Genomic DNA, 23,581 nt, shown 5'->3' with positions numbered 1-23,581 from the left:
GGGACAGGACAGGCACGTCCGTGAAGCCACGGCGCCCCTGTTTCACTTCTCCTGTTTCACATTTTCTAGCGCAAGGTTGTGTCTACCCGATGTCGTACCAGAACTGGGGCCCGCAGGACATCACGGCTCCCCGGAAAGCCGAGCTTCCCGAAGTGCCGGTTGAACGCGGCATGGTGCTGGAAGACGTGCAGTCCGGCTGGGTGGGCGCTGTCACCAGGGTGGAAAAGTCCGGCGGAATGCACGTTGTGGCATTGGAGGACCGGCGCGGCAAGTCCCGCACGTTCCGCCTCGGCTACGGATTCCTCCTGGAGGGCCTGCCGATCCGGCTGATGCCCCCGGCCCCGCGCGCCCAGGCCGCCTCCGCCGCATCCGGCAGGACCGCCTCCGGATCCGTGCGGGTGGCGGGCCAGCGCGCCCAGGTGGCCAAGGCCAGCCGCATCTGGGTGGAAGGCAAGCACGACGCCGAACTTGTGGAAAAAGTCTGGGGTGACGACCTCAGGGTGGAGGGCATCGTCGTCGAGCCCTTGCACGGCATTGACGATCTCACGGCGGCGGTTGCAGCATTCCGTCCGGGTCCGGGCCGCCGGCTGGGAGTGCTGGTGGACCACCTGGTTGCCAACTCGAAGGAATCACGGATCGCCGATGCCGTGATGGCGTCGCCCGGCGCCGCGGGCAACGTCCTGATCGTGGGCCATCCCTACGTGGACGTGTGGCAGGCAATCCGGCCGGCAGTGCTCGGCATTGACGCCTGGCCGGTCATTCCGCGGGGCGTGGACTGGAAGACCGGGATCCTGGCTGCCTTCGGCTGGCCGCACGAGACCAAGGAAGACATCGGCCTGGGCTGGCAGAAGCTGCTGGGGGCGGTACGCACTTACGCCGACCTGGAACCGTCCCTGCTGGGCCGTGTGGAAGAGGTCATCGACTTCCTCACCGTGCCCTAGGCAGAAGTTAGCAGCGCCCCGGGCGGAAGTCGAACTCTCCGAATGCACCCGTGAACCAGTATTCTTGATACGGCGGTTGTTGCTCCTGTGGCAGCGTCCGCTTTTCCGGGAACCACCGCACCACTGCAATCCGAAGGACGACACCTTGGCAGAAGACGCACGTGAACAACGGGACAACCAGGCCGGCCATGGCCAGCCCCAGTATCATGGTGTCCCCGCCAACGCCCTGCCGCTGACGGCCAACGAGGACCGGCAGTGGGCTACCCTCGCGCACTTCGGCGGCATCCTGGGGTGCGTCCCGTCGCTGTTGATCTACCTGATCTTCAAGGACCGCGGACCGTTCACGGCGCAGGAATCGAAGGAAGCGCTGAACTTCACCCTGCCTCCCACAATCGCTGCAGTCATCTGCAACATCCTGGTGCTGCTGCCGGTGGTGGGCAACATCTTCGCGGTGCTGGCCACACTGATTTGGATCGCCGTGACGTGCTTCTCCGTTGCTGCCGGAATCCACGTGAACCGGGGCCAGCCGCACCGCTACGACTTCAACCTGCGCTGGATCAAGTAGCGGGCGCAACGCGATTAGCGGCGCCGAGCACCGGCGTCGCATCCGGCCGGGACAAACCCGGCCGGTAACTTAGTCGGGCAGGATCCTTCGCACCACGGCGTCGGCAAGCAGCCGGCCTTTCAAGGTGAGCACCAGCCGGCCGCGGAAGGCCGACGCGGGATCCACCAGGCCATCCGCGATCAGCCCGGCCACCGCGTGCTGTCCGGACTTTGCCAGCCAGGACACATCGAGTCCGGAGCTGAGCCTGGCTTCGAGCATGACCCGCTCGACGTTCCGGGTTTCGGCGTCGAGCGTTTCGCGGCCCGCCGCCGGCGATACACCGCCGGAAAGCCGACCCGCATAGGCCGTAGGGTGCTTGACGTTCCACCAGCGGACTCCGCCGACGTGTGAATGCGCACCGGGGCCGATCCCCCACCAGTCGTCACCACGCCAGTACGCCAGGTTGTGCCTGCACGCCTGCTCCGGCGTGCGCGCCCAGTTGCTGACCTCGTACCAGCCAAGGCCGGCGGCACTGATGAGTTCCTCGGCGATTTCGTACTTGTCGGCATGGTCGTCGTCGTCGATTCCTGGGACTTCGCCGCGGCGGATCTGGGCGGCCAATTTAGTGCCGTCCTCCACGATCAGCGCGTAGGCGCTGATATGGTCCGGTTCGTAGGACAGGGCGGTCTCAAGGGAATAGCGCCAGTCCGCCAGCGACTCCCCCGGAGTGCCGTAGATCAGGTCAAGGCTGACGGACAGTCCGGCGTCGCGGGCCCACTGCACCACCTGCGGCACCCTGCTGGGCGTGTGGGTGCGGTCCAGGACCTTCAGGACATGCGGCACGGCCGACTGCATCCCGAAGGACACGCGGGTGAAACCGGCATCAGCCAGCAACGTGAGGGACTCCGGGGTGACGGAATCCGGGTTGGCTTCGGTGGTGACTTCAGCGCCGGGCTCCAGCCCCCATTCGTTGACTGCTGCGGTTAGGATGCGGGCCAGGTCCTCGGCGGGCAGCAGAGTGGGCGTGCCGCCGCCGAAAAAGACGGTGCCCATCCGGCGGTCCGGCAGTCCGCTCGCCTTCAGGGCATGGGCGGCAAATTCAACCTCGGCAATGGCCGTGGACGCATAGGCGTCCTGGGACGCCCCGCCGCCGAGTTCGGTGGCCGTATAGGTGTTGAAGTCGCAGTACCCGCAACGCACGGCACAGAAGGGGATGTGGACGTATAGTCCAAATCCCCGCTGTGCAGCGCCGTCGGCGGCCTGCGCTGGCAGCAGGCCGTCCGACGGCGCGGGGTCACCCAGGGGTAGGACGCTGGGCATCAGCGGGTCCCCCGCTGCGCGTGGCTCACTTCTTCTTGGCCTTGTCCTTAGATTCGTCGGTGGTGAGGGCGGCGATGAACGCTTCCTGCGGCACCTCCACCGTGCCCACCATCTTCATGCGCTTCTTGCCCTCTTTTTGCTTCTCCAACAGCTTGCGCTTACGGGAAATATCGCCGCCGTAGCACTTGGCCAGGACGTCCTTGCGGATGGCACGGATGCTTTCACGGGCGATGATCCGGGAACCAATGGCAGCCTGGATCGGCACCTCGAACTGCTGGCGGGGAATGAGCTCACGCAGCTTGCCGGTCATCATCACACCGTAGGCGTAGGCCTTCTCCCGGTGGGTGATCGCACTGAAGGCGTCCACCTGTTCGCCCTGGAGCATGATGTCGACCTTCACAAGGTCGGCCACCTGGTCGCCGTCGGCCTTCCAGTCCAGCGAGCCGTAGCCGCGGGTCTTGGACTTGAGGATGTCGAAGAAATCGAAGACGATTTCGGCCAGCGGCAGTCGGTAGCGGATTTCCACCCGGTCCTCGGAGAGGTAGTCCATGCCGCCCATCACGCCGCGCCGGCTCTGGCACAGCTCCATGATGGCCCCGACGAACTCGTTCGGCGCCAGGATGGTGGCGGACACCATCGGCTCACGGACCTCCGCAACCTTGCCGGTGGGGTATTCGCTGGGGTTGGTCACGTGGACAACCTTCTTGTCCTCCAGCGTCACCTCGTACTCCACGTTGGGAGCAGTGGAAATCAGATCCAGCTTGTACTCGCGTTCGAGGCGTTCACGGGTAATTTCCAGGTGCAGTAGGCCCAGGAAGCCGACGCGGAAGCCGAAGCCCAGCGCAGCCGACGTTTCCGGCTGGTACACCAGAGCGGCGTCGTTGAGCATGAGCTTCTCCAACGCGTCGCGGAGCACCGGGTAGTCGGTGCCGTCCAGCGGGTACAGGCCGGAGAAAACCATGGGCTTGGCGTCTGCATAGCCCGGGAGGGACTGGGAAGCAGGCTTGGCCAGGTTGGTGACGGTGTCGCCCACCTTGGACAGGCGGACGTCCTTCACGCCGGTGATGAGGTACCCCACTTCGCCGACGCCGAGGCCCTTGGACGGCGTGGGCTCCGGAGAGCTGACACCGATCTCAAGGAGTTCATGGGTGGCGCGGGTGGACATCATCTGGATGCGTTCGCGCGGGTGCAGCATGCCGTCGACCACCCGGACGTAGGTGACAACACCGCGGTAGGTGTCATAGACCGAGTCGAAGATCATGGCGCGGGCAGGGGCGTTCGGGTCACCCACGGGGGCCGGCAGGTCACGGACGATCTTGTCGAGCAGCACTTCGACGCCCATGCCGGTCTTGCCCGAGACACGCAGCACGTCGTCGGGGTCGCCGCCGATCAGGTTGGCGAGTTCCTCCGCGTACTTCTCCGGCTGGGCCGCGGGAAGGTCGATCTTGTTGAGGACCGGAATGATGGTGAGGTTGTTCTCCATCGCCAGGTACAGATTGGCGAGGGTCTGGGCCTCGATGCCCTGGGCCGCGTCCACGAGCAGAACTGCACCTTCACAGGCAGCCAGGGAGCGGGACACCTCGTAGGTGAAGTCGACGTGGCCGGGGGTGTCGATCATGTTCAGGGCATAGCTGGTGCCCTCAACTTCCCACGGCATGCGGACTGCCTGGGACTTGATGGTGATGCCACGTTCACGTTCGATATCCATGCGGTCCAGATACTGGGCCTTCATGTCGCGGGACTGAACGACGCCGGTGTACTGCAACATGCGGTCAGCCAAAGTGGATTTACCGTGGTCAATGTGCGCAATGATGCAGAAGTTCCGGATGATGGCCGGATCTGTTGCGGCGGGCACCGGGGCGGTGCGGGCCATGGGAGACACGCAGGGTCCTTACTGTTGGCATTTCCGCGGCTGTGCTCAGGACAGCCGAAGCCGTCGCAGGACCTGCCGCACGTGAACTTATAGTCTCCCACGTCCTGCCGCCGCTCGGTGCATTGTTTGCGTGATCGGGGCGCGGAACGACGAAAAGTGCCATTCCGGGGCACAGTATCGTTGCAGGATGGCATTCAACCTCCGCTCCCTTGGCAACGCCGTCCGCACCGTGTTCCGCCTCCTGGAGGGGCGGCCGGCCGACGACGGCACGGATCGCCGGCGCAAGCGTCCTGCCGGACCGGTCCGCCCGGCGCCGGCCCGCACCACGAAGCCGCCAGCGCAGCGCGGGACCGCCCCCGGCCTCACAGGAACCTACCCGGGTGATTTCACGGGCACCGCCACTGTCAGGTACGCCCCCTCCCCCAACGGCAAGCCGGAACCGGGTGAAGTGGTGTGGACGTGGGTCCCCTACGAAGAGGACCATTCCCAGGGCAAGGACCGGCCGGTGCTCCTGATCGGAAGCCGAGGACGCTACCTGCTGGGGCTCATGCTCACCAGCAAGGACCACGACCAGGACCGCATTAACGACGAAAGCTACGTGGACATCGGCACAGGCAGCTGGGACCGGCAGCGCCGGCCCAGTGAAGCCAAACTGGACCGCATCATCCAGATCAGCGCAGCGGACATCCGCAGGGAGGGCGCGGTCCTGGACAGGAAGCGTTTCGACGGCGTCGCGTCTGCACTCCGCGAGTTTCACGGCTGGAGCTGATGAAAGCCCCAAGGGGTCGCCGGGTCAGCCGCAGCGGCGCAGGCATCAGCAGGGGGCAGCAGCATTGCAGGGCATCTGCTACTATTGACAGCTGTGTGTCCGTGCAGGTCGACGGCCACTGATGGTTGGCCGCCATAGGTATCCCCACGCCGCTCAGTCAATGGCCAATCTGAAAGCCCTCTAGACCATTTCCGCATTAAAAAGAGAGTTCACACGTGGCTAATATCAAGTCCCAGAAGAAGCGCATCCTCACCAACGAGAAGGCTCGCCTGCGCAACAACGCAGTCAAGTCCGAGCTGAAGACGGCCATCCGCGCCGTCAACACCGCCGTTGAGTCCACCGACAAGGATGCCGCTGCTGCTGCGCTGGTTGCTGCAAGCCGAAAGCTGGATAAGGCTGTCAGCAAGGGCGTTCTTCACAAGAACAACGCTGCAAACCGCAAGTCGGCGATCTCCAAGAAGGTCAACGCACTCTAGGGTTTTCCAGTTCAACTGAACTGATGATCGTGGCCGGCACCCCTCGCGGGTGCCGGCCACATCCATTTAACCTTCCGTAGCTCGCGAACCCGCTCCAGCTCACGCCCATGCACCTCGGCGGCGAGGGGTCCCCCAGGCCTAGCGGCGCACCGACGTCGCAATGACGGTGACCGCGTGTTCCACTGCGTACACCGGGTCCCGGGAAAGGCCTTTGACCTGCGCATCCGCTTCGGCTGTCACCTGGATGGAGCGGACCAGGCCCTCCGGCGTCCAGCGCCGGACGTCCCGCTGCGCCTGCTCCACCAGCCACGGCTGCATGCCGAGCTGCCGCGCAATCTGGGCCGAGGAACCGTGTGCGCCCGCAACCTTGGCTACCGTGCGGAGTTTGGCCGCCAGCGCAGCCACCAGTGGAACAGGGTCCGCACCTGTTGCCAGGGCGTGGCGAAGCGTGGAGAGGGCCAGCGGAGCGTTGCCGGCCAGCGCGGCGTCAGCAACTTTGAAGGCCGTCGCCTCGATCCGGCCGCCGTAGTAACGGTCCACCATGTCTGTATCAACAGCCGTGGCCGCGTCCGCGATGAGCTGGCTGCAGGCGGCGGCGAGTTCCGACAGGTTGGCGCCCACCGCGTTGACGAGGGCGTGAACGGCTTCCGGCTCAATACGGCGCCCGGCCGCCTTGAATTCGGACTGCACGAACGCCGACTTGTCCGCGTCCTTTTTCAGGGGCTGGCAATCGACCACGGGCCAGCCGGCAGACTTGATGGCGTCCAGGAGCTTCTTGCCCCTGACTCCACCGCCGTGGCGGACTACCAGTACAGCGTCAGGTTCCGGGTCCGCCAGGTACTTGAGGGCATCCGCGAGGAAGGCGTCATTCATGGCTTCAGCGGACTCCACCTCAATGAGCTTGGATTCCCCGAACAGCGAAGGGCTGACGTTCATGGCGAGGGCCCCGGGTTCGTAGCTGCCTGCGTTGAGCCTGGTGATTTCGACATCCGGCTGGGCTGCGCGGACCTGCGACCTGACCCGGTCCATGGCACGGATGCCGAGGTATTCCTCGGGTCCGCCGATCAGCACGACACTTGCCGGAGTTACATCGCGCCAGGTGGCCGTCGCTGACGTCGCCGGTTTGGATCGTGCTTTTTGCGCAGCGGCCACTCTTGGTTCCTCCCGGAATTCCGATTAATACCTCTAAGGCTCCCACGGCTGCGTCGCTCATCCAAGCCGGTGAACGCCGGCACCAGCTCCAGCAGGTCGATGGTCCTTCGGTGCGCCGCCAGGACCAGTGTGCCCACGGCCTGCGGGTGCAGAATGAGCCAGAGGAACAGCACGGTGCAGGCGGACAGGGACACCATGGTGGCCGCGCCGAACGGCCCCTCCGGCCATGGCAGGGCAGCGCCGGGCAGGGCAGCGAAGAACCGGGCGACGGCGGCGACTCCGGCCGCACAGCCGCCCGCAACCCCCATGGGAACATTGGCCGCCCATGGCGCGAGGGGCACCAGCGGGACGGCCGCGGTACCGAGGATGGTGACCGGAGCCACGAGCGGCGCGGCCACCATGTTTGCCACTAGGGCGTACGAGGAAAACTGGGGCTGCAGCAGGACGATGACCGGCCCGCAGAAGAGCTGGGCGGAAAGCGGTACCGCCAGGCCGGCGGCGAGCCAGCGCGGGACAGCCGGCGGCAGCCATTCCATGATCCGCGGCCCGGCAAGCACGATGCCGAGCGTGGCCAGCACCGATAGCAGGAAGCTGAAACTGGTCCCGAGTGCCGGATCTGCCATGAGGAGTCCGATCACCGCCAGGCAAAGGAAGCTGAGCCCGCGGCCGGCCCGGCCTCCGGACAGGGAGACGATCCCGATCGCCCCCATCAGTGCGGCCCGGAGGACACTGGCATCCGGACCCACCATCAGGACGAACAAAGCCAGTCCGGTGAGCGCGGCCCCCGCAGCGGGAGCCCGGGGCAGTCGAACACTCCGCGCGGCCAGCAACAGCGCCCCCAGGATGAGGCTGCAGTTGGCCCCGGTGAATGTTAAAACAGGAGGTGGGTCGCCTTAGAACAGCGTTTTCACTGGTCAACGGCGGTTTCGTGCTCTCCAATGAGAGTACTGGCGTAAGGATCAAGCCCATCGTTCGGTCGCCAGTGGACAGCTATCAGGTCTTTGCGGGAGTCCATCTGATGGAAGATCGGCCGACGAAAGTTGAAAAAGGAGATGGGTGGCATTCGCCCCAACACGGACGCCAGGGCCTCTTGTCATGAAGCCGTCTTGAAACATCGCGCGACACCACACCGCGGGCGCGAACCAGGGCTGATCAAGGGGTAGTGCCTCACGGAACACGACTGCAGTCATCGTGAATCACCTAACCGGGCCGTATATGTGTCGAGATCTTATATTGCGATTAGGACGGTGTACATTGCGAAGGCATAAGCAAAGAATTGGTAATGCCGAATAGCGACTGGAGTTTTGGGGGCTTCATGATGCGGGTAATGATTGCAAGCGAGCCGGTACCGATTGACCGATCGGTGTTCGTTGATCTCCTGGAGAACTCTGTGGTGAACGGTCGAGCACCGTACATCAATGCCCTTGAGAAGTCGACGATCCAATATTCCGACCTCTTGGACCTTGCCCGGAAGGCCGAGGTCCCGCACCCGCTCTTCTTCGCTCCCCCGGCTGTAGCCCAAGCACAATTGCGCACCAAGACCGCGAAGCTGCTGCAAGGCGTTGCGCCCGATACGTTCACGGTCAACACCCGGACCACAGTGAAACTGCGAGACGTCGAGCTGATCGTCAAGGACCTCCTCCGTAAGCAGGAACTGGCCCGGAAGCACGACCACACACTCGTGAAAAACAAAATTGTTGGGCTGCTCCGAAAACCCCGCCCGACCATACGAGAAGACGCCGAAGACCTTATCAATGCGATCGGGCTCGACCGTGATGCGATCCGTCTAGCACGCAACAAGGGAATCGCACTGGAACTGATCATAGAAAGCCTCGAAGCCAATCAGGTGCTTGTTTCTCGTAGCGTACGGGGCTTCATGCCCCAGCTCATCGAGGTGCGCTTCAGCGGGATGACCGTGCGCGACTCGAAGGTGCCGTACATCTTCCTGGCTGGCGGCGACCACGGCGACTTTCAGGAGCCGACCGGGCGGCAGATCTTCACCCTCGTACTGATGGCTGTGCTGGTGGCTCGGGGGATCTTCGCGCCGGTCAGCTACGACGCGAACAGCGCCGCGCCTGACGCGGGACGCGAATACGACATCGTAGGCGAGATCCTCATGCCCGCGGTCGAGCTGCAAGGAATCACGCTCGAAGAACTGGACGACGTGAAAGCCGCGGCAGACCTGTTCAAGGTAACCCCTAGCGCCGTGGCGGTCAGGGCACTGCGCCTCGGCAGACTCACCCCCCTGACCGCGAACGGTTACCTGCACGAACTCAAGGAAGAGTTCCTCACCAGGCAAAAGCCGAAACCGCGCCAGCCGAAGCCCGTCAACGCGATAAAGAAGTACAGCGGCCGCGACCTGACCACCCGGATGCTCCGCGCGGTCGACGAGCGCCGGCTCTCCCAGCGCGAATTCTGCAGGGTCGTCTGCCTGAACCGCATCGGTCCTAGTGACCTCGGGGAACTGAAGGCGGCGCTCCGATGAACGAGGAGATGTACCTCATCGATAACAACGTGCTCTCCCACTTGTCGCCGGCACAGCGAGCGAGCGAGTTCTTCCGTACACAGTGCCGGATCCCGGCTGAGGTGCTCCATGAAGCCGTGGGGTACGCCGACGCGGATGCACTCAAGGCTGTTGAGTATCCGACCACGGCGAGTGTTCTGAAATTCCTCCAGACAGTCATGGCCACCGTGCCCGAAGACGACACCGCGCTCGTGAACCTCTACGCAAACAAAGGAGCAGCGGACCCATTGCTCGTCGCCTGTGCGCTGGACGGAATTCAAGAATCCGAGACGTGGCTGTTCGGCCCGGCATGGATCATCGTGTCCAACGACAAGGCTGTCCGCGCGAAGGGCGCAGAATTCGGCGTCGAATCGTGCACCCGGGAGGAGTTCGCCACCCGGACGCAGGGCAAATGGCGCGATTGATTCTGTGTCCGGCCGGGAGTTCCTCCTCTAGGCAACGCGAAGCACGCTGGAGCAGCTTCCCGGACGTCCAAGCGTAAACTCAAGGGATGCCATGGACGTCAAGCTGGGGGAAAAACGCCACATGGGCTTCTCCTGTCTTCGAAGCAACCGGTAGGGCACTGTTCGCAGCACAAGAGTTTGAGCACAGATGCAGAGATCTGCTCCGATTTCTCAATCTTGTCGAGATCTACGACAGCGCGACAGACGACCCGCTTGATTCACTGATTGCCCGGGTGCCAAAAGACAAGCTGCTCGGTCAGACCATTGTTGATCTCAAGAGACACCGGGCGTTCAACGACGAAGACACCACCGAAATCCTTAAGGCCGCGAAGGACGCCAGGAACTTCATCGCGCATGAAAGTGCTCGATTCAACCCGGTCGGCCGCCGCCGGGATGTTGTAGAGAGGATCGAACATGAACTCCGCCCCAAGTTGCGGGACCTCGCAGTCGGCGACCACATAGTCTCAGAAGTACTACTTGCGATCGAAGACAGGGAGTCAGCCTTCGGCATTTCATGGATCAGGGAAAGATACCCTGACATTCTTGAGTCCTGGGTACTTTTTCCGATGAAAGGGCTTCTTAGGTCCGAAGGAATGCCGTCCCTTCCTTACCCGGTCGACGATCCCTGGTTCGCCGCGCGTAGGGCAGCCGACATTGCTTTGGCCGCGAAGTATCGGGCCGAACGCCATCAAGGGTGACGTCCTATATCTTTGCGTTTGTCTCACCAGGGCGGGGCACTCCGCGCCGGCCGGCACGGTCTGCCATGGAGTCTTCTTAACGGCTGAGGTCAAGGCCCCGCACGTTCAAAGCAACAGTGCACGTCATGACAAAGTCGGACACGACATCTCCGGTATGCTGCCGCACGAAAGCTTACGCAGGTTGTATCCCGAGAGGCCTGTTGGCAAATGAACCTCAACCTGCGCAATGGCTTACCAGTAGTCATCCAAACCGTATTGCCTGCTGAGGTAACGGTCTTGGCGCTCCTTCAGAGTCTCCATGGAAACAGGTTCTTCCTTCAGATCGAGAGATAGAAGCGGGAACGTCCACTTCTCGAGAATCAGACGAACGTCACTGGGCAGACTCTCGGACGGAACTGTGTCGGACGGCAGGGCCGCTGCGAGTACATCACGGGCCTTGTCCCGGCAGAACTCCCAACGAGTACCCGAATCGAACACGGCTCCCTTCCACACCGCCGCAGTGGCCCGCGCCCCTTTCTCAGTGAGAAGGCCTGCATGCTTCATGGCGAGAACGAGCAGGGCCGCTGCGGTGTCGACGTAAAACTGGTCCGGGTCACCTCCCGTCCACATGTAGCCGTCATCCGTCTCCTCGTAGTCCACGTAAAGGGCGTTCTCCCGAGTTCTGAGCAGGTTATTGCGCCAGATCCAGTCAACGTCATTGGGTCCATCGAGGTAATGGCTCGGACGAAGCCATGTTAGGTAGCGTTCGATCTCACCGAAGTCTGCAGGGTTGCTCGCGTGGACGTTCGCATAGATCAAGCGCGGCAGGTGCGAGTAGAAATAGTCGCACCCCTTGCGGGCTGTCCGCTGGTCATGCGTGCGTGCGATGTCAAGAAGAATGAGCACCTTGGCACTTTCCTCAAGGCAGATCGCCTGGAGTGTTCCCGCCGCTGACTTCTGACCTCCCTTCAAGAGGTGTTCTATCGACCACATCAGTTGTTCAATATGGGCTCCCAGGTGCTCCAGCCCGTCACCGATGACGGTAAGCCGCTCCTGGCGCTTCAGATCGAATATGTGGTGAAGCCTGCGTGCCTGCTTCACAATGCAAGCCCTTCGGAAGGGACTGAGATATTCGGCACCATGGCAAGTCATGTTATCCGAATCAGCTGGGCCAACTGAGCCTCGCAAAGCAGAAGGAACCTCTTAGCGGGTTTCATCAAAGGAATCGGTTTTCCACATACGCCAGGACTCCCCTACCGATAGTCGGCCGCTGACGGTGCACTGGACCCATGCTTAGCTACGAAGACATCATCCTGCTTGGAGAAGAACGGGTTCTGGTCATCCAGGAGCACGAGGATGGCCGCTGCTGGTGTGGAGAGATCTGGTGCTGACAAGACTATTGCCCCGGGAGTCCGAGTCGTCAGACTCGAATGGTCACCGAGGCGTTACACGAGGACGCAAGGCGAATAGTGGTGCTCAAGTAAGCGGTGCGCATATTTGCTACTGTCCGCCGCTGTGCATGTCTTCTATGGATCAACCATCCATGCAGTTCTATGTGGCTTCGGCTCCTACAGGTCGCGGAGTTCCCGCCAGGTTACGCCATCCCAAAGCCACCCGAATCGTGATTCTTGATGGACCACCCACAGATGTGTGATCGCGGCATCCAACACTGGTGCCTTCGACGGCGTACCGAATCCTTCGCCGCCCCACGCCGGCGCTTCGCGGCTAAGCGGACGTGCGATGTCGAATCGAGTATCGCCATCGAGCCAGACGAACAAATGTCGCTGTTCGGCTCCGGAGGCTTTCAACTTCTTGGGGTTGTCGTTCTTTTGCCGAGTGCATCGGTGAGCAGGCCCAGTGCCTCGTCGCTGCCGCTGGATGACCCGCCGCCATCGGGCACCGGGATCACCCGATGGGCGTGTGGTCGATGTGCGTGGTTCGGCACCGCTGATGCCCTTTCGACACCGGCGGCGAGCAACGGCCGATAAATGGGAGACAACGGTCCCTGCTGGATGACATGCACCGCGGCGGTCTGGCGCTCGAGGAAACATTCACCGTTCAGTTCCAGCTCAACCAAAGACAATGCGTACGAGCTATACCGACACTGCATGAGCGTTGTCCAGCATCACTATTCGTCCACGTCTTGGGTGTCGAGCTCGGATCCGCGCCGTGAATCCGCCGCGCCCGCGAGCACTCGGAGGCCTCAAACGCGTGCTGGGTCCGCCGTGAGGGGCTTAGAGGTACCGGCAGACCTGGTCCGGATCACATCGGTCAGGCTCTGGGTGCGCTGCGTCGTCGCGTAGCGCAATGACCGTGTCGCGCAGCGCGGAGAGCTGCGCGATCTGCCGCTCGATGTCGGTCAGGCGTGCGTCGAGCAGGTCGCGGACGTGCTCGCACGGCGCATGGCCGTGGTCGCGGATCTCCACGATCTGGCGGATCTGGGCGAGGGTGAGGCCCGCCGCCTGGCCTCGGTGGACGAAGCCGATCCGGGAGACGGCGTCGGGCCCGTAGTCGCGGTAGCCGGTCGGCGTGCGGTCGGCCGGAGGCAGCAGGCCCTGCTCCTCGTAGAACCGGAGTGTCTTCGCCGTCGTGCCCGCCGCCTCGGCGAGTTCCCCGATCCGCATCGCGGCCTCCGATCTTCTGGGTGGGTCCTCTTGACCTTCCCCTGCACTGGAAGGTCCAGTATGGCCGAGACAGACGAGAAGACCAAACGTTCAGAGGAGCAGGAATGCAGACGAAGTACGACCTCGCCATCATAGGGTCCGGCGGCGGCGCGTTCGCCGCGGCCATCCGCGCCAATACGCTCGGCAAGTCGGTGGTGATGATCGAGCGGAGCACCTTCGGCGGGACGTGTGTGAACACCGGGTGCGTGCCGTCCAAGGCGCTCATTGCCGCCGCGGAGGCACGCCACGTCGCCGCGGACGCCTCGGCGCGATTCTCGGGAATCGCCACCGCCGCGGACCCGGTGGACATGCCCGCTCTCGTCGGCGGCAAACAGGCCTTGGTCGACTCGCTGCGGGGCGAGAAGTACGTCGACGTTGCCGACTCCTACGGCTGGCAGGTTCGGCGGGGCTGCGCCGCCTTCACGGGAACGCCCGACGCCCCGATCCTCGAGGTCACCGGGGCCGACGGGACGGTCGAAACCATCGAGGCCGATCAGTACCTGGTCGCGACCGGGTCCCGGCCCTGGACACCACCGATCGACGGGTTGGAAGAGACCGGATACCTGACCTCGACCACGGCGATGGAGCTGACCGAGGTCCCCGAGTCTCTGTTGGTCCTCGGCGGCGGCTACGTCGCGCTGGAGCAAGCGCAGCTATTCGCCCGCCTCGGGTCAACGGTGACCGTGCTGGTGCGCTCCCGACTGGCCTCGAAGGAGGAGCCGGAGGTCTCCAAGGCCCTGCAAGAGGTGTTCGCCGACGAGGGCATCCGGGTTGTCCGCCGCGCGGTCCCCGCCCGAGTCGCCCGTGACGCGACGACGGGCCAGACGGTGGTCACGGCGGACGTGTCCGTCGGGGAGCAGGAGTTCCGCGCTGACCAGGTCCTGGTGGCGCTCGGACGGCGTCCGGTCGCCGACGGGCTGAACCTCGACGCGGTAGGAGTGAAGACCGGGGAGTTCGGCGAGGTCGTGGTCACCGATCAGCTGCAGTCGTCCAACCCGCGGATCTGGGCCGCGGGCGACGTAACCGGTCACCCGGAGTTCGTCTACGTCGCGGCCCACCACGGGACTCTGGTCGTCGAGAACGCGTTCGTCGACGCCCAGAAGCCGGTGGACTACACGCGGCTGCCGCGGGTGACGTTCACCGGTCCGGCGATCGGCGCGGTCGGGATGACGGAGAAGGAGGTCATCGCCGCGGGGATCCGCTGCGACTGCCGGGTCCTGCCGCTGCACCACGTGCCCCGTGCGCTGGTCAACCGGGACACCCGCGGCTTCATCAAGATGGTCGCGAACGCCGATACCGGCGAGATCCTCGGCCTGACCGCGGTCGCCAAGGACGCAGGCGAGCTCGCGGCCGCCGGCGTCCACGTGCTCGGCAAGACCATCGCAGAGGTCGCCGATGCCTGGGCCCCCTACCTGACCATGGCCGAGGGCATCCGGATCGTCGCCAAGGCCTTCACCACCGACGTCTCGACGCTGTCCTGCTGCGCGTGAGCACGCACGGGACTCCGCGTCTTCGCATCCATCCGAGACCCGAGGAGTTCGCATGATGAATCGCACCACCAACCCGACCGCTGGTGTGTCCGACCGGATCATCCGGACCGAGGAGACGGGCCTCGAAGCCGTCCGGCTCCTCGACGTGCTCGACCTCCCGCTCTATGGAAAATCTGAACTGACGTCCTCGGGGCATCCCTGCGCCGTCTTCGTAAGCGCTGTGGATCGAGACGCTGTTGAATGCCTTGAGCCAGAGCAAACGTCGGACGCTACGGCAACCGATCCCCGCCTTGTAGTCGCTGTCCAGGGTCTCGAATGAGGCCATGTTCTCAGGAGTGAAGCCGACACCGTTGTCCTCGACACTGAAACCGACGATCGGATTCAGCGCCGCACGGCCGGGGCTGGCGGGGCCGAGGCCAGCCCGTCCTGCGGACTGCGCCGGACCTTGACGGTCAGACGCTCCCGCTCGATGTCGTCGCCGAAGCGCGCATCAAGGGCCTGGACGCCGTTGACGACCGCCTCCAGGAGAGGCACGAGGGCATGGCTCTTCGGCAGGCTCGTATTCCGGGCGCGACCCGCCAGAGACGTAGTCAGCGCCGTGCTGCTCCTCGTGACTCAGATGTGGTCGCTCTATCTGCCAGCTCGGACATTGGTTGGGCACGACGCAGTCCCGAGCTGTGGCCTCCGGAGACCGCGGTGAGGTGGTTGAGCATGCTGGCCATCATCGCAGCGTCTAGGTCCGCGCTCACCGCTCGCACGTCGCCCACGGCGAGTCCGGGCAGCAGCTCTGCCGGGCGCGGGCAGCCGCTGCTTCCGCCCGATGAATGTCGCGCGCATGTTCGACGGCAAGTCGGCCACCGCTCGTATGCCTTCCCCGGCGCATGCACCAGTACGGACAGCGCGGCGTCCATGTTCTTGATGAGGTCGTCGGCGCGCTCCGGCATAGGAGAGAGTATTGGGATGATGGCGTCGATGAGCCGTTGGTTTCCCACGTGTTCCTGGGCCGGGCTTCGAGGCCCGGCCCAGGAACACACCGATGGTGCTAGTTGAGTGCGGTGGTGACTTTCACGGGGTTGGCAAGCGTGTCGCGGATTGGCGAAGTCGCCTCCAGGGCCTTTACGAGGTCTTGAAGATCTTCTCGTGGAGTGCCCGGGCTTTCGAGTTCGACGTTGACCGTGATGTGTTCTGCGCCCTTTCGGACGGATTCGTCGATGCCGAGGAATCCACTCAGATCGATATCGAATCCGAGAGTGAGCCGGATCTGTTCGAGCGTGATGTTGCGAGCTGCGGCGAGTGAGGCGAGGGTAACAATGTAGCAGCCGGCGAGCCCTTTGAGAATGTACTCAGCCGGGCTGACGGCGGTGTCTGTGCCTAGCAGCGAGATGGGCTCGTCACTGTGCAGCGTGTACTTTCCACGTCGTGAGTCATCCGGTACGCCTGCCTGCAGCAGCGGTCCTGTTTCGGTCTTCGCTGTTAGACCGCCTGCGGACTCGCTGTTCAAGGTAAAAGTGACGCGGCCGAGTTCACGCTGGGCGCTGACGGCTTCGACGGTTGCCTCGATAGCAGCGAGGTCGGCGAACGGCTTCGTGGTGGTGGCGGTGTTCATTTTTTCTCCTTTGATTTTTTTGACGATTGTCTGGTTCAGGGAACGTGATTGATCCATGCCCCGACGGTTGCCAGCATGACTTGCTGGGGCTGTGTGACGCTCCAGTGCCTCATTTCGGGCATGACGGGGTAGGGAATTGTTCATGCTGGTGATCCGGCGATGATGAAGGCTTGAGCTCCAGGAACCGGGTAACGCTGGCTTCTGTCGGGGTTTAGGCTGTCTCTTCGACCTCTCCGCCGAGCTCGTTGAGGTAGTTGTAAATGGTGAACCGGGTGACCCCGAGCGCGGTGGCCGCAGTCTCGGCAGCCTGCTTTACGAGGAAGAATCCACGACGTTCGAGCTCCGCCACGACCTGAACTTTGTGTTCCTTGCGCATTTGCTCAACGGGGACCCCAATGGCGGCGATCGCCGCCTCGACGAGCTTGGAGCTGAGTTCCTCCACGCTGTGCGGGAAGTACTCACTCCCCTGGGGGCCGACCGACATCGCTCGGTGCACGGTAGGCGTCGCCAGCATGGAGCTCCCGTCGTGGCCGAGAACGAAGCGGTCCAAGGCTGAGCGGAGCGTGACCCAGGCCGACACGTCAGCGTTCAGACACAGGGCTGCGGCGGCTCGGCCTTCCTTGTCGATGTAAATGATCGTCGTGCTCTGGAGGATTCTCCCGTCAGGCAGTTGCGAGCGGTAGCCGATCTCATGGGAGAAGTCTCCGGCTGCCACGCGTTCGAGCAATTTGTCGGTAGGCGGGTCACCGATCTGACGGCGAGTAACGTCTCCGGCGATAGCACGGACTGTGTTAGGGATTCGCTGCAGGTCGTGCAGGACGACCTCGGTGGGCTGAGGCACCGCGGCCTGAAGGGGTGCCACCAGGAGCTCGAGGACTAGGTTGATGGACTCGGCGTCCATGCCGTGCAGCGCGTCCGGGGACGGAGCTGTTGAGCCGACTGAACCAATCTGGGTCATTGCTGCTGTCCTTCCGATGAGTAGGCGATCCGGATTCCCGGAACCGCCGTAAATTGTGCCTTTTGTTGAAGCGTATCCGCTATTGTCTCTGATCCTTCCCTAGGCCAGTCCTTTCTTCTTCAACATGCTGTTGCAGTGCAAGGATAATGCTGGTTCTCCCTTGCGGGACTCCCACTGGTAGTTGAGCCAAACTTCGAAGCCGTCGGTCCGCTGGAACATCGCCCGCGGCTGCAACCCGCCGCCGGCGATCCAGAGAATCGAGTCGTCCAGGGTGACTGCGTCGACGATGCCTTCGCGCACGATGATGCCTCCGCGGCGCATCTGGACTCTTTGGCCGATGACAGGCTGCCAGGTGTGGTGGATGCGCAAGGCCATCGTGTTCTCCGTGGTCGGCGGTGCCCGGCGGGGTTAGATTGCCAGACCCTCAGGCGCGGGCCGATGAAGTCTGGTTCAATCGGCGTGGGCGGCTCGGCCCATCCTGGTGATGGCCTCGGTGAGATTGGCCTGGGAAGTGGCAAAGTTGAGGCGAACATGTCCCGCCCCGCCCGTGCCGAAGACATGGCCGGAGCTCAGGGCGACCCTCGCCTTGTCGAGGAACATCTTGGCCGGCCCGGCAAGGTCGGCAACGGTGGCGAGGCCTTCGGGGCCACCTGACGAATCGAGGGCGAGATGGCTGCAATCCAGCCAAGCCAGGTATGTCCCCTCGGGAGCGGCGTACCCGACACCGGGAAGATGCTCGGCGAGCAGCTTTCCGAGGAGAGTCCTGTTCGCGTCGAGGCCTCGGAGGAGAGCATCCAGCCACTCTTCACCATCACGGAACGCGGCGGTCTGGGCGATGATGCCCAGGTGGCTCGGTCCGTGGCTGACCTCTTCGGGCATGCGGTCCAGATCATCGGCCGCGTCGGGTCCGGCGATTGCAAGTGCTGCCTTGAGGCCGGCGAGGTTCCAGGCCTTTGACGCGGACGTGAGCGCAAAAGCGTTCTCGGCCCCGGGCACGCTGAGATATGGCGTGAATGTTGCTCCCGGAAGGACGAGCGGGGCGTGGATCTCGTCCGAGACGACCCGGACCCCGTAGTTGCGGGCGAGGGCCGCGACAGCTGCGAGCTCTTCAGGACTGTGGACCACCCCGGTCGGGTTGTGCGGATTGCTGATCAGGTACGCGGCATTCCGTCCCTGCGACCGCGCGTGCTTGAAAGCTTCCTCGAGGATGCCGAGGTTGATCCGGAGATCTTGTCCTAGAGGCGCTTCAATGATCCTGCGCGAATCATGGGTGATGAAAGCGTAAAAAGGCGCATAGACCGGGGAGTTGACGACAACGGCGTCTCCTGGATCTGTGACCAGCCGCAGGATTTCGACGACCCCCATCATCACGTCGGGCACGATGGCGGTGCGCTCGACTACTAGCCCATCCCAGCCCCAGCGCCGGGACGCGAACGCACCTAACGCCTCCGCGAACTCCGTCCCAGCCGGGTATCCGGTGTCACCGGCATCGATGGCCTGGTACAGTGCTTCCGAAACCGGCGGCGCGAGCCGTACATCCATCTCAGCAACCCACAGAGGCAGCACGTCGGAGGGATGAGTGCGCCATTTCATGCTCGTGCGCTGCCGGAGCTGTTCGAGGGAGAGCTCCTCAAGCGGGTTCCCGACTGTCGTGAAGTTTCGGGCTTGAGACTGCTCGGCTGCCCTTAGCACTGGACAGTCATTTCAATCTCGACGCATGCACCCAGCGGCAGCGAGGCTACTCCCACTGCCAACCTCGCATGGTGCCCTTTTTCTTCAAAGACATCGAGGACGAGCCGGGACGCACCATCGATCACGGCGGGCGCATCCACGAATCCTTCCCCCGCTGAGACGTACCCTCCGATCCGGACGATACCCTTGACCGCGTCCAACGACCCGAGTTCGTCGCGGACGACGTCCAGACAACGGCTGGCAGCGAGCATTGCAGCCTCACGCGCCTGCTCGACTGTAACTTCCTGACCCACGCGCCCGGAATAGAGTAACCCACCATCTCCGATAGGGAGTTGGCCGGAGACAAAGAGTAGATCGCCCACCCGGACCGCGCGTTCATAGAGCGGTGTGGACGTAACGGACTCAGCCATGAGAAACCTTCCAGACGTTCGAGAGACGGACGCGGCACAGTAGGTAAGCCACGTCGATCCACTTCCAAGAGTATTCAACATACAGTTTGGATGAAGTGGAACTTTCCACGATTATTACACATTTCGTTTACATGCGGTAGGCCGGACGTCGCCGCATAAACCTCAGTATCTCAACGGCACCCCGCACCTCCCGCTTCGTTGCCACCAAACTTTCTCCAACAAACTGTTGATCTTTTGATGTGATATCCGGCATACTCTCAACTGTGATTTGAATCCCCGACAGGTCGGGGGTTCAGGTCTTGCCATATTCGTCGTTCTGCTCATCACCGCCCGACCGCGGGCGCGCCCAGCACGGCAATCACCTCGAATGCCTGGAAGTCCCGCAAAGGGCGGACATCCGCCCGGGCCCCACACCCCAACTCCGGCGGTTACGCCGTAGACCATCAGGCCTCGCAATTCGAGCTTCACACCCACAGGAAGGCTTCCCATGTCGATTCCACCGCCCGTCACAGACTCCGGGCACGCACACGCACCCGACCAAGTCCTGCACGCCGAGGATGCCGGCTACCAGAAAGGACTCAAATCCCGACAAATCCAGATGATCGCCATCGGGGGCGCGATCGGCACCGGCCTGTTCCTCGGCGCGGGTGGCCGCCTTGCCGCAGCCGGGCCATCCCTCTTCATCGCCTACGCGATCTGCGGAGCCTTCGCCTTCCTCATCCTGCGCGCCCTCGGCGAACTCGTACTGCACCGGCCATCGTCGGGCTCGTTCGTCTCCTACGCCCGGGAATTCTTCGGAGAGAAGGCCGCGTTCACCGTGGGATGGTTCTACTGGCTGGTTTGGGCCGCGACGACGATCGCCGACACGACCGCTGCCGCGCTCTACATGAGCTTCTTCGGCAGATACGTCCCCTGGATCGGCGCGGTCCCGCAATGGACCTGGGCCCTCATCGCCCTGGTGCTCGTCCTCGCCCTCAATCTTGTCTCCGTCAAGGTCTTCGGCGAGATGGAATTCTGGTTCGCCCTCATCAAGGTCGCCGCACTGGTCGTCTTCCTCCTCGTGGGCATCTATTTCGTCGTCTTCGGCACCCCTACCGGTGGCCCGGTCGGCTTCGAGCTCATCTCCGACCACGGCGGGATCTTCCCGAACGGCATCATGCCGATGGTCCTGCTCATGTCGGGAATCATCTTCGCCTACGGCTCAATTGAGCTCGTCGGCACCGCCGCCGGAGAGACCGAGAACCCGGCCAAGGTCATGCCGAAGGCGATCAACGCCGTCATCGCCCGCATCGCGGTCTTCTACGTCGGATCCGTCGTCTTGCTCTCACTGCTGCTGCCCTACACCGCTTACCAAAAGGGCGTGAGCCCGTTCGTGACGTTCTTCAGCTCAATTGGCATCAATGGCATGGATTCCATCATGAACCTCGTCGTGCTCACAGCCGCCCTGTCTTCGCTGAACGCCGGGCTCTACTCAACCGGACGAATCCTGCGCTCGATGGCCGCCGCCGGCTCAGCGCCGAAATTCGCACTGCGAATGAACAAGGCGGGCGTCCCCTACGGCGGCATTGCCATCACCGCAGCAGTCTCCTTCCTCGGCATCCCGCTGAACTACATCGTCCCGGGCGACGCGTTCGAGATCGTCCTCAACATCGCGGCCGTTGGCATCATCGTCGCGTGGGCCGCGATCGTCCTGTGCCAAATCCAGTTTCAGCGGTGGACCAGGAAAGGTTGGGCCCAACGTCCTTCGTTCCGCATGCCCGGAGCCCCGTTTACCGGCTATCTAACCATTGCCTTCCTCGCCGTGGTCCTTGTCATGATCCTTATCGAGTCCCCGTTGACTATAGTCGTAACCGCAATCGCGGTCGCGCTCATGATCGCAGGCTGGTACGCATGCCGCGGGCGGATCCGCCAGATCGCCGCTGCTCGCGCCGGCTACACCGGAGAGGCACCCCTCGTCACCCACCGTCCCACAGCCCGGCAGCCGTAACATAACCGGACAACGGGGCGGACGACCATGACCCGGCAGTGGTCGTCCGCCCCGCCCCGATCGCTCTGCTGTTCGCCCCTCACACCAGAGCCGCGAGAGGGAGCCGATGAGTTCCGCGGAGACACACCACCGTGCACGAACCGATTTTGGTTGTTTCGACACTCCAAGCGCCCGAAGGCGGTAGACATCACTCCCTATCAGCGCAGGTCAGCGCGTAAGCGCACTCGTGGATGAGACGCAGACAGCCGATTCCGGACGCATCAGCGTCTATTTGACGAACGGTCAGCCACTGCTCCTGTGCATACTCAGTTAGGGACATATCCCCGGAGGAGTGTGTATCGGTTAGTGATGTGCTCGTAAACGAGCGAAAAGCGAGCTTCAGATCCGTGCCAGCACGCCAATATCGCCCTCGCCACCACATACTCATGTGTTGGCGATTCTCCGGCACTGCGATGGAGTCGCCGGCCCCGCAAGGTCGCGCTGAATCTGGCCGACCTGCCTAAGCGCGGGCGGCATTCTTTTTCAAGCGCCCATCCGAGACGGCTCATGGGCTGGAAGGCCAGGCGTGGTGTCGGTGACGTTTTGCTGCTTCCTTCGCGGCTATCCTCAAAGTATGCGGGAGGATATGCAGACAGAGGCTGACCCTAGGAAGGTTTTCGTCATTCATGGACGGAACGAACCAGCCAGGAGGGGCTTGTTCGATTTTCTCAGGTCCATCGGCTTGGAACCGATCGAATGGTCCCAGGCGCTGGCAATGACGGGACAGGCCTCCCCCTACATCGGTGACGTCCTTGACGCGGCCTTCAACGCTGCACAGGCCATAGTGGTCCTTCAAACCCCCGACGACATCGCGTACCTTCACGAATCCCTTACTTACGCCGGGGACCCAGAGTGCACCGCGCAGATGCAGCCACGGCCGAACGTCCTGTACGAAGCAGGCATGGCCATGGGGCGCAATCCGGACCGCACCGTCATTGCCGAGCTTGGGCAGATCAAGGTCTTCAGCGACATCCATGGACGCCACACGGTCCGGCTGGATAATTCCGTGGCCAAGCGGCAGGATCTCGCCACCCGTCTAAGGAACGCCGGATGCGCCGTCAACTTAGATGGCGTGGACTGGCACAACGCCGGCGACCTCACCCCGCCGACGCCTCCTGGGAGTGGCCTGCCGCTTGGAAGGAAGCTGCCCTCATCGACGGCATCGGGCCTGCCCCGGCTCTCAGCGCGATTCAGCGATCGCGGTGGCAGCAAGCTTGGCGACATCATCGTGACGAACTACGGCCCGGGCGACGTCTACGAATTGGACGCCCACCCCGCCGACGGGGAAGACAGGCACCTGTATCGTGATGCCGATGAACTCCCCGTGCCCCGACTGCCCTCGGGAAAATCAGTCGTCATCATGAAGCGGATGCCATCGAGCATCGGGGACAGTTCCAAGTCCTACTTCAACGTCAATATCACTGCAAAAACAGCCGATGGGACAGCCATCGAGCTAACCGAATTCGTGAACGCAGCTACGTAATGGACCTATCGAAACCCCTCCCCTTGGACCGCGACGGCTTCCTGCGCCGTGAATGCCCAAGCTGTGAGCAGCAGTTCAAATGGCATCACGGCCCAGCGAACGAAGAAGCAGAACAACACTCAGTTCCTGACTCATACTGGTGTCCGCTCTGCGGACAACCTGCGAGCATGGACTCGTGGTGGACCCAAGATCAACTGGCCTACATTCAAGGTGTCGCCATGCCTGCTGCACTGCGGGAGCTGGACGACGAGCTGGACAAGATATTTAAAGAGACCAGGAGCAAGAACTTTTCAATCAAGAGGACGGGTCGTTTGGACACACCCGACGAACCCATGCCCCTAACGGAACCTGACGACATGGTGATCATCACCTCACCATGCCATGCCTATGAGCCAATCAAAGTGCCAGAGGCCAAACAATCTGGTCCCTTCCACTGCCTGGTTTGCGGCAACGCATTCGCTGGGACTGTCTGAATAACGGTGTGTGGGGTCCGGCCTGATCCGAAAGGAGACGGCCGTGTCAGAGTCCACGTCC

The 23,581-nt window shown here is 63.1% G+C and carries 25 protein-coding genes and 1 pseudogene; 12 read left to right on the top strand and 14 right to left on the bottom strand.

Annotation, left to right across the window (positions count from 1 at the left end):
* The first annotated feature begins 89 nt into the window (after nucleotides 1-89).
* Both AC6JAC_RS10930 and AC6JAC_RS10925 read left to right on the top strand, forming a co-directional pair.
* A complete protein-coding gene (locus AC6JAC_RS10930; protein WP_497964680.1) occupies nucleotides 90-941 on the top strand; it encodes a DUF3097 domain-containing protein in 852 nt (283 codons plus the stop codon).
* Nucleotides 942-1,086: 145 nt separating this feature from the next.
* On the top strand, nucleotides 1,087-1,506 hold the full coding sequence (locus AC6JAC_RS10925) for a DUF4870 domain-containing protein (protein WP_028269150.1): 420 nt from the start codon (nucleotides 1,087-1,089) through the stop codon (nucleotides 1,504-1,506).
* 69 nt (nucleotides 1,507-1,575) lie between these two features.
* Here the strand turns inward: AC6JAC_RS10925 and hemW are convergent, their stop codons facing one another.
* A complete protein-coding gene (gene hemW / locus AC6JAC_RS10920) occupies nucleotides 1,576-2,805 on the bottom strand; it encodes a radical SAM family heme chaperone HemW (RefSeq protein ID WP_347894541.1) in 1,230 nt (409 codons plus the stop codon).
* 25 nt (nucleotides 2,806-2,830) lie between these two features.
* Entirely contained in the window at nucleotides 2,831-4,687 is a 1,857-nt protein-coding gene (gene lepA, locus AC6JAC_RS10915; RefSeq protein WP_347894543.1) for a translation elongation factor 4, read from the bottom strand.
* Nucleotides 4,688-4,865: 178 nt separating this feature from the next.
* Here lepA and AC6JAC_RS10910 point away from each other — a divergent pair, with 178 nt between their 5' ends.
* Together AC6JAC_RS10910 and rpsT are read left to right on the top strand one after the other, a co-directional pair.
* The gene (locus tag AC6JAC_RS10910) at nucleotides 4,866-5,447 is read left to right on the top strand and encodes a type II toxin-antitoxin system PemK/MazF family toxin (protein WP_028269147.1); all 582 of its coding nucleotides are present in this window, start codon (nucleotides 4,866-4,868) and stop codon (nucleotides 5,445-5,447) included.
* Nucleotides 5,448-5,662: 215 nt separating this feature from the next.
* The gene (rpsT, locus tag AC6JAC_RS10905) at nucleotides 5,663-5,923 is read left to right on the top strand and encodes a 30S ribosomal protein S20 (protein WP_011692086.1); all 261 of its coding nucleotides are present in this window, start codon (nucleotides 5,663-5,665) and stop codon (nucleotides 5,921-5,923) included.
* A 138-nt stretch (nucleotides 5,924-6,061) separates the two neighbouring features.
* Here the strand turns inward: rpsT and holA are convergent, their stop codons facing one another.
* Together holA and AC6JAC_RS10895 are read right to left on the bottom strand one after the other, a co-directional pair.
* The gene (gene holA, locus AC6JAC_RS10900) at nucleotides 6,062-7,075 is read right to left on the bottom strand and encodes a DNA polymerase III subunit delta (RefSeq protein ID WP_028269146.1); all 1,014 of its coding nucleotides are present in this window, start codon (nucleotides 7,073-7,075) and stop codon (nucleotides 6,062-6,064) included.
* Nucleotides 7,009-7,926, bottom strand: a pseudogene (locus tag AC6JAC_RS10895) (ComEC/Rec2 family competence protein); the annotation flags it as partial. The gene holA and the pseudogene AC6JAC_RS10895, both read right to left, overlap by 67 nt.
* Before the next feature lie 431 nt (nucleotides 7,927-8,357).
* On the opposite strand from AC6JAC_RS10895, the gene AC6JAC_RS10890 reads away from it, so the two are divergent.
* The 3 genes from AC6JAC_RS10890 (at nucleotide 8,358) to AC6JAC_RS10880 (ending at nucleotide 10,740) form a co-directional block, all read left to right on the top strand.
* On the top strand, nucleotides 8,358-9,560 hold the full coding sequence (locus AC6JAC_RS10890; RefSeq protein ID WP_497964676.1) for a hypothetical protein: 1,203 nt from the start codon (nucleotides 8,358-8,360) through the stop codon (nucleotides 9,558-9,560).
* Nucleotides 9,557-10,003: a hypothetical protein gene (locus tag AC6JAC_RS10885; RefSeq protein WP_497964674.1), complete on the top strand. Its 447-nt coding sequence runs from the start codon at nucleotides 9,557-9,559 to the stop codon at nucleotides 10,001-10,003. The genes AC6JAC_RS10890 and AC6JAC_RS10885 overlap by 4 nt, the downstream gene beginning before the upstream one ends.
* An 86-nt stretch (nucleotides 10,004-10,089) precedes the next feature.
* On the top strand, nucleotides 10,090-10,740 hold the full coding sequence (locus AC6JAC_RS10880) for a hypothetical protein (RefSeq protein WP_497964672.1): 651 nt from the start codon (nucleotides 10,090-10,092) through the stop codon (nucleotides 10,738-10,740).
* Between the two features lie 231 nt (nucleotides 10,741-10,971).
* Here the strand turns inward: AC6JAC_RS10880 and AC6JAC_RS10875 are convergent, their stop codons facing one another.
* From AC6JAC_RS10875 to AC6JAC_RS10860, 4 genes are all read right to left on the bottom strand, one after another.
* A complete protein-coding gene (locus AC6JAC_RS10875; RefSeq protein WP_497964670.1) occupies nucleotides 10,972-11,820 on the bottom strand; it encodes an AbiV family abortive infection protein in 849 nt (282 codons plus the stop codon).
* A 152-nt stretch (nucleotides 11,821-11,972) separates the two neighbouring features.
* Nucleotides 11,973-12,113 (bottom strand): hypothetical protein, encoded by a 141-nt coding sequence (locus AC6JAC_RS10870; RefSeq protein WP_497964668.1) that lies wholly within the window; start codon nucleotides 12,111-12,113, stop codon nucleotides 11,973-11,975.
* Between the two features lie 410 nt (nucleotides 12,114-12,523).
* The gene (locus AC6JAC_RS10865) at nucleotides 12,524-12,796 is read right to left on the bottom strand and encodes a hypothetical protein (protein ID WP_497964666.1); all 273 of its coding nucleotides are present in this window, start codon (nucleotides 12,794-12,796) and stop codon (nucleotides 12,524-12,526) included.
* A gap of 157 nt (nucleotides 12,797-12,953) precedes the next feature.
* A complete protein-coding gene (locus AC6JAC_RS10860; RefSeq protein WP_497964664.1) occupies nucleotides 12,954-13,343 on the bottom strand; it encodes a heavy metal-responsive transcriptional regulator in 390 nt (129 codons plus the stop codon).
* Nucleotides 13,344-13,447: 104 nt separating this feature from the next.
* Here AC6JAC_RS10860 and merA point away from each other — a divergent pair, with 104 nt between their 5' ends.
* Both merA and AC6JAC_RS10850 read left to right on the top strand, forming a co-directional pair.
* Nucleotides 13,448-14,872 carry a mercury(II) reductase gene (gene merA / locus AC6JAC_RS10855; protein WP_497964662.1) on the top strand — a complete coding sequence of 475 codons (1,425 nt, stop codon included), beginning with the start codon at nucleotides 13,448-13,450 and terminating at the stop codon, nucleotides 14,870-14,872.
* Between the two features lie 52 nt (nucleotides 14,873-14,924).
* Nucleotides 14,925-15,191, top strand: a complete 267-nt coding sequence (locus AC6JAC_RS10850; protein ID WP_497964660.1) for a hypothetical protein — start codon at nucleotides 14,925-14,927, stop codon at nucleotides 15,189-15,191.
* 62 nt (nucleotides 15,192-15,253) lie between these two features.
* On the opposite strand, the gene AC6JAC_RS10845 is transcribed toward AC6JAC_RS10850, so the two are convergent.
* From AC6JAC_RS10845 to AC6JAC_RS10820, 6 genes are all read right to left on the bottom strand, one after another.
* Nucleotides 15,254-15,406 (bottom strand): hypothetical protein, encoded by a 153-nt coding sequence (locus AC6JAC_RS10845; RefSeq protein WP_497964658.1) that lies wholly within the window; start codon nucleotides 15,404-15,406, stop codon nucleotides 15,254-15,256.
* Nucleotides 15,407-15,914: 508 nt separating this feature from the next.
* Nucleotides 15,915-16,535 (bottom strand): OsmC family protein, encoded by a 621-nt coding sequence (locus AC6JAC_RS10840; protein WP_497964656.1) that lies wholly within the window; start codon nucleotides 16,533-16,535, stop codon nucleotides 15,915-15,917.
* A 154-nt stretch (nucleotides 16,536-16,689) separates the two neighbouring features.
* Entirely contained in the window at nucleotides 16,690-17,436 is a 747-nt protein-coding gene (locus AC6JAC_RS10835) for a helix-turn-helix transcriptional regulator (protein WP_497964654.1), read from the bottom strand.
* 99 nt (nucleotides 17,437-17,535) lie between these two features.
* Nucleotides 17,536-17,811, bottom strand: coding sequence for a hypothetical protein (locus AC6JAC_RS10830; protein ID WP_497964652.1), 276 nt, complete (start codon nucleotides 17,809-17,811; stop codon nucleotides 17,536-17,538).
* 75 nt (nucleotides 17,812-17,886) lie between these two features.
* Entirely contained in the window at nucleotides 17,887-19,029 is a 1,143-nt protein-coding gene (locus AC6JAC_RS10825) for a MalY/PatB family protein (protein WP_497964650.1), read from the bottom strand.
* 92 nt (nucleotides 19,030-19,121) lie between these two features.
* The gene (locus tag AC6JAC_RS10820; RefSeq protein ID WP_497964648.1) at nucleotides 19,122-19,538 is read right to left on the bottom strand and encodes a RidA family protein; all 417 of its coding nucleotides are present in this window, start codon (nucleotides 19,536-19,538) and stop codon (nucleotides 19,122-19,124) included.
* A gap of 487 nt (nucleotides 19,539-20,025) precedes the next feature.
* Here AC6JAC_RS10820 and AC6JAC_RS10815 point away from each other — a divergent pair, with 487 nt between their 5' ends.
* From AC6JAC_RS10815 to AC6JAC_RS10805, 3 genes are all read left to right on the top strand, one after another.
* Nucleotides 20,026-21,525: an amino acid permease gene (locus AC6JAC_RS10815; RefSeq protein WP_497964646.1), complete on the top strand. Its 1,500-nt coding sequence runs from the start codon at nucleotides 20,026-20,028 to the stop codon at nucleotides 21,523-21,525.
* Nucleotides 21,526-22,138: 613 nt separating this feature from the next.
* On the top strand, nucleotides 22,139-23,047 hold the full coding sequence (locus AC6JAC_RS10810) for a TIR domain-containing protein (RefSeq protein ID WP_497964644.1): 909 nt from the start codon (nucleotides 22,139-22,141) through the stop codon (nucleotides 23,045-23,047).
* A gap of 23 nt (nucleotides 23,048-23,070) precedes the next feature.
* Nucleotides 23,071-23,520, top strand: a complete 450-nt coding sequence (locus AC6JAC_RS10805) for a hypothetical protein (protein ID WP_497964642.1) — start codon at nucleotides 23,071-23,073, stop codon at nucleotides 23,518-23,520.
* The last annotated feature ends 61 nt before the right edge of the window (nucleotides 23,521-23,581 follow it).

Source organism: Arthrobacter sp. KUASC02, from assembly GCF_059739395.1.
Note: the sequence above shows the minus strand (reverse complement) of the source record. Positions and strands in the feature narration are given on the sequence as shown.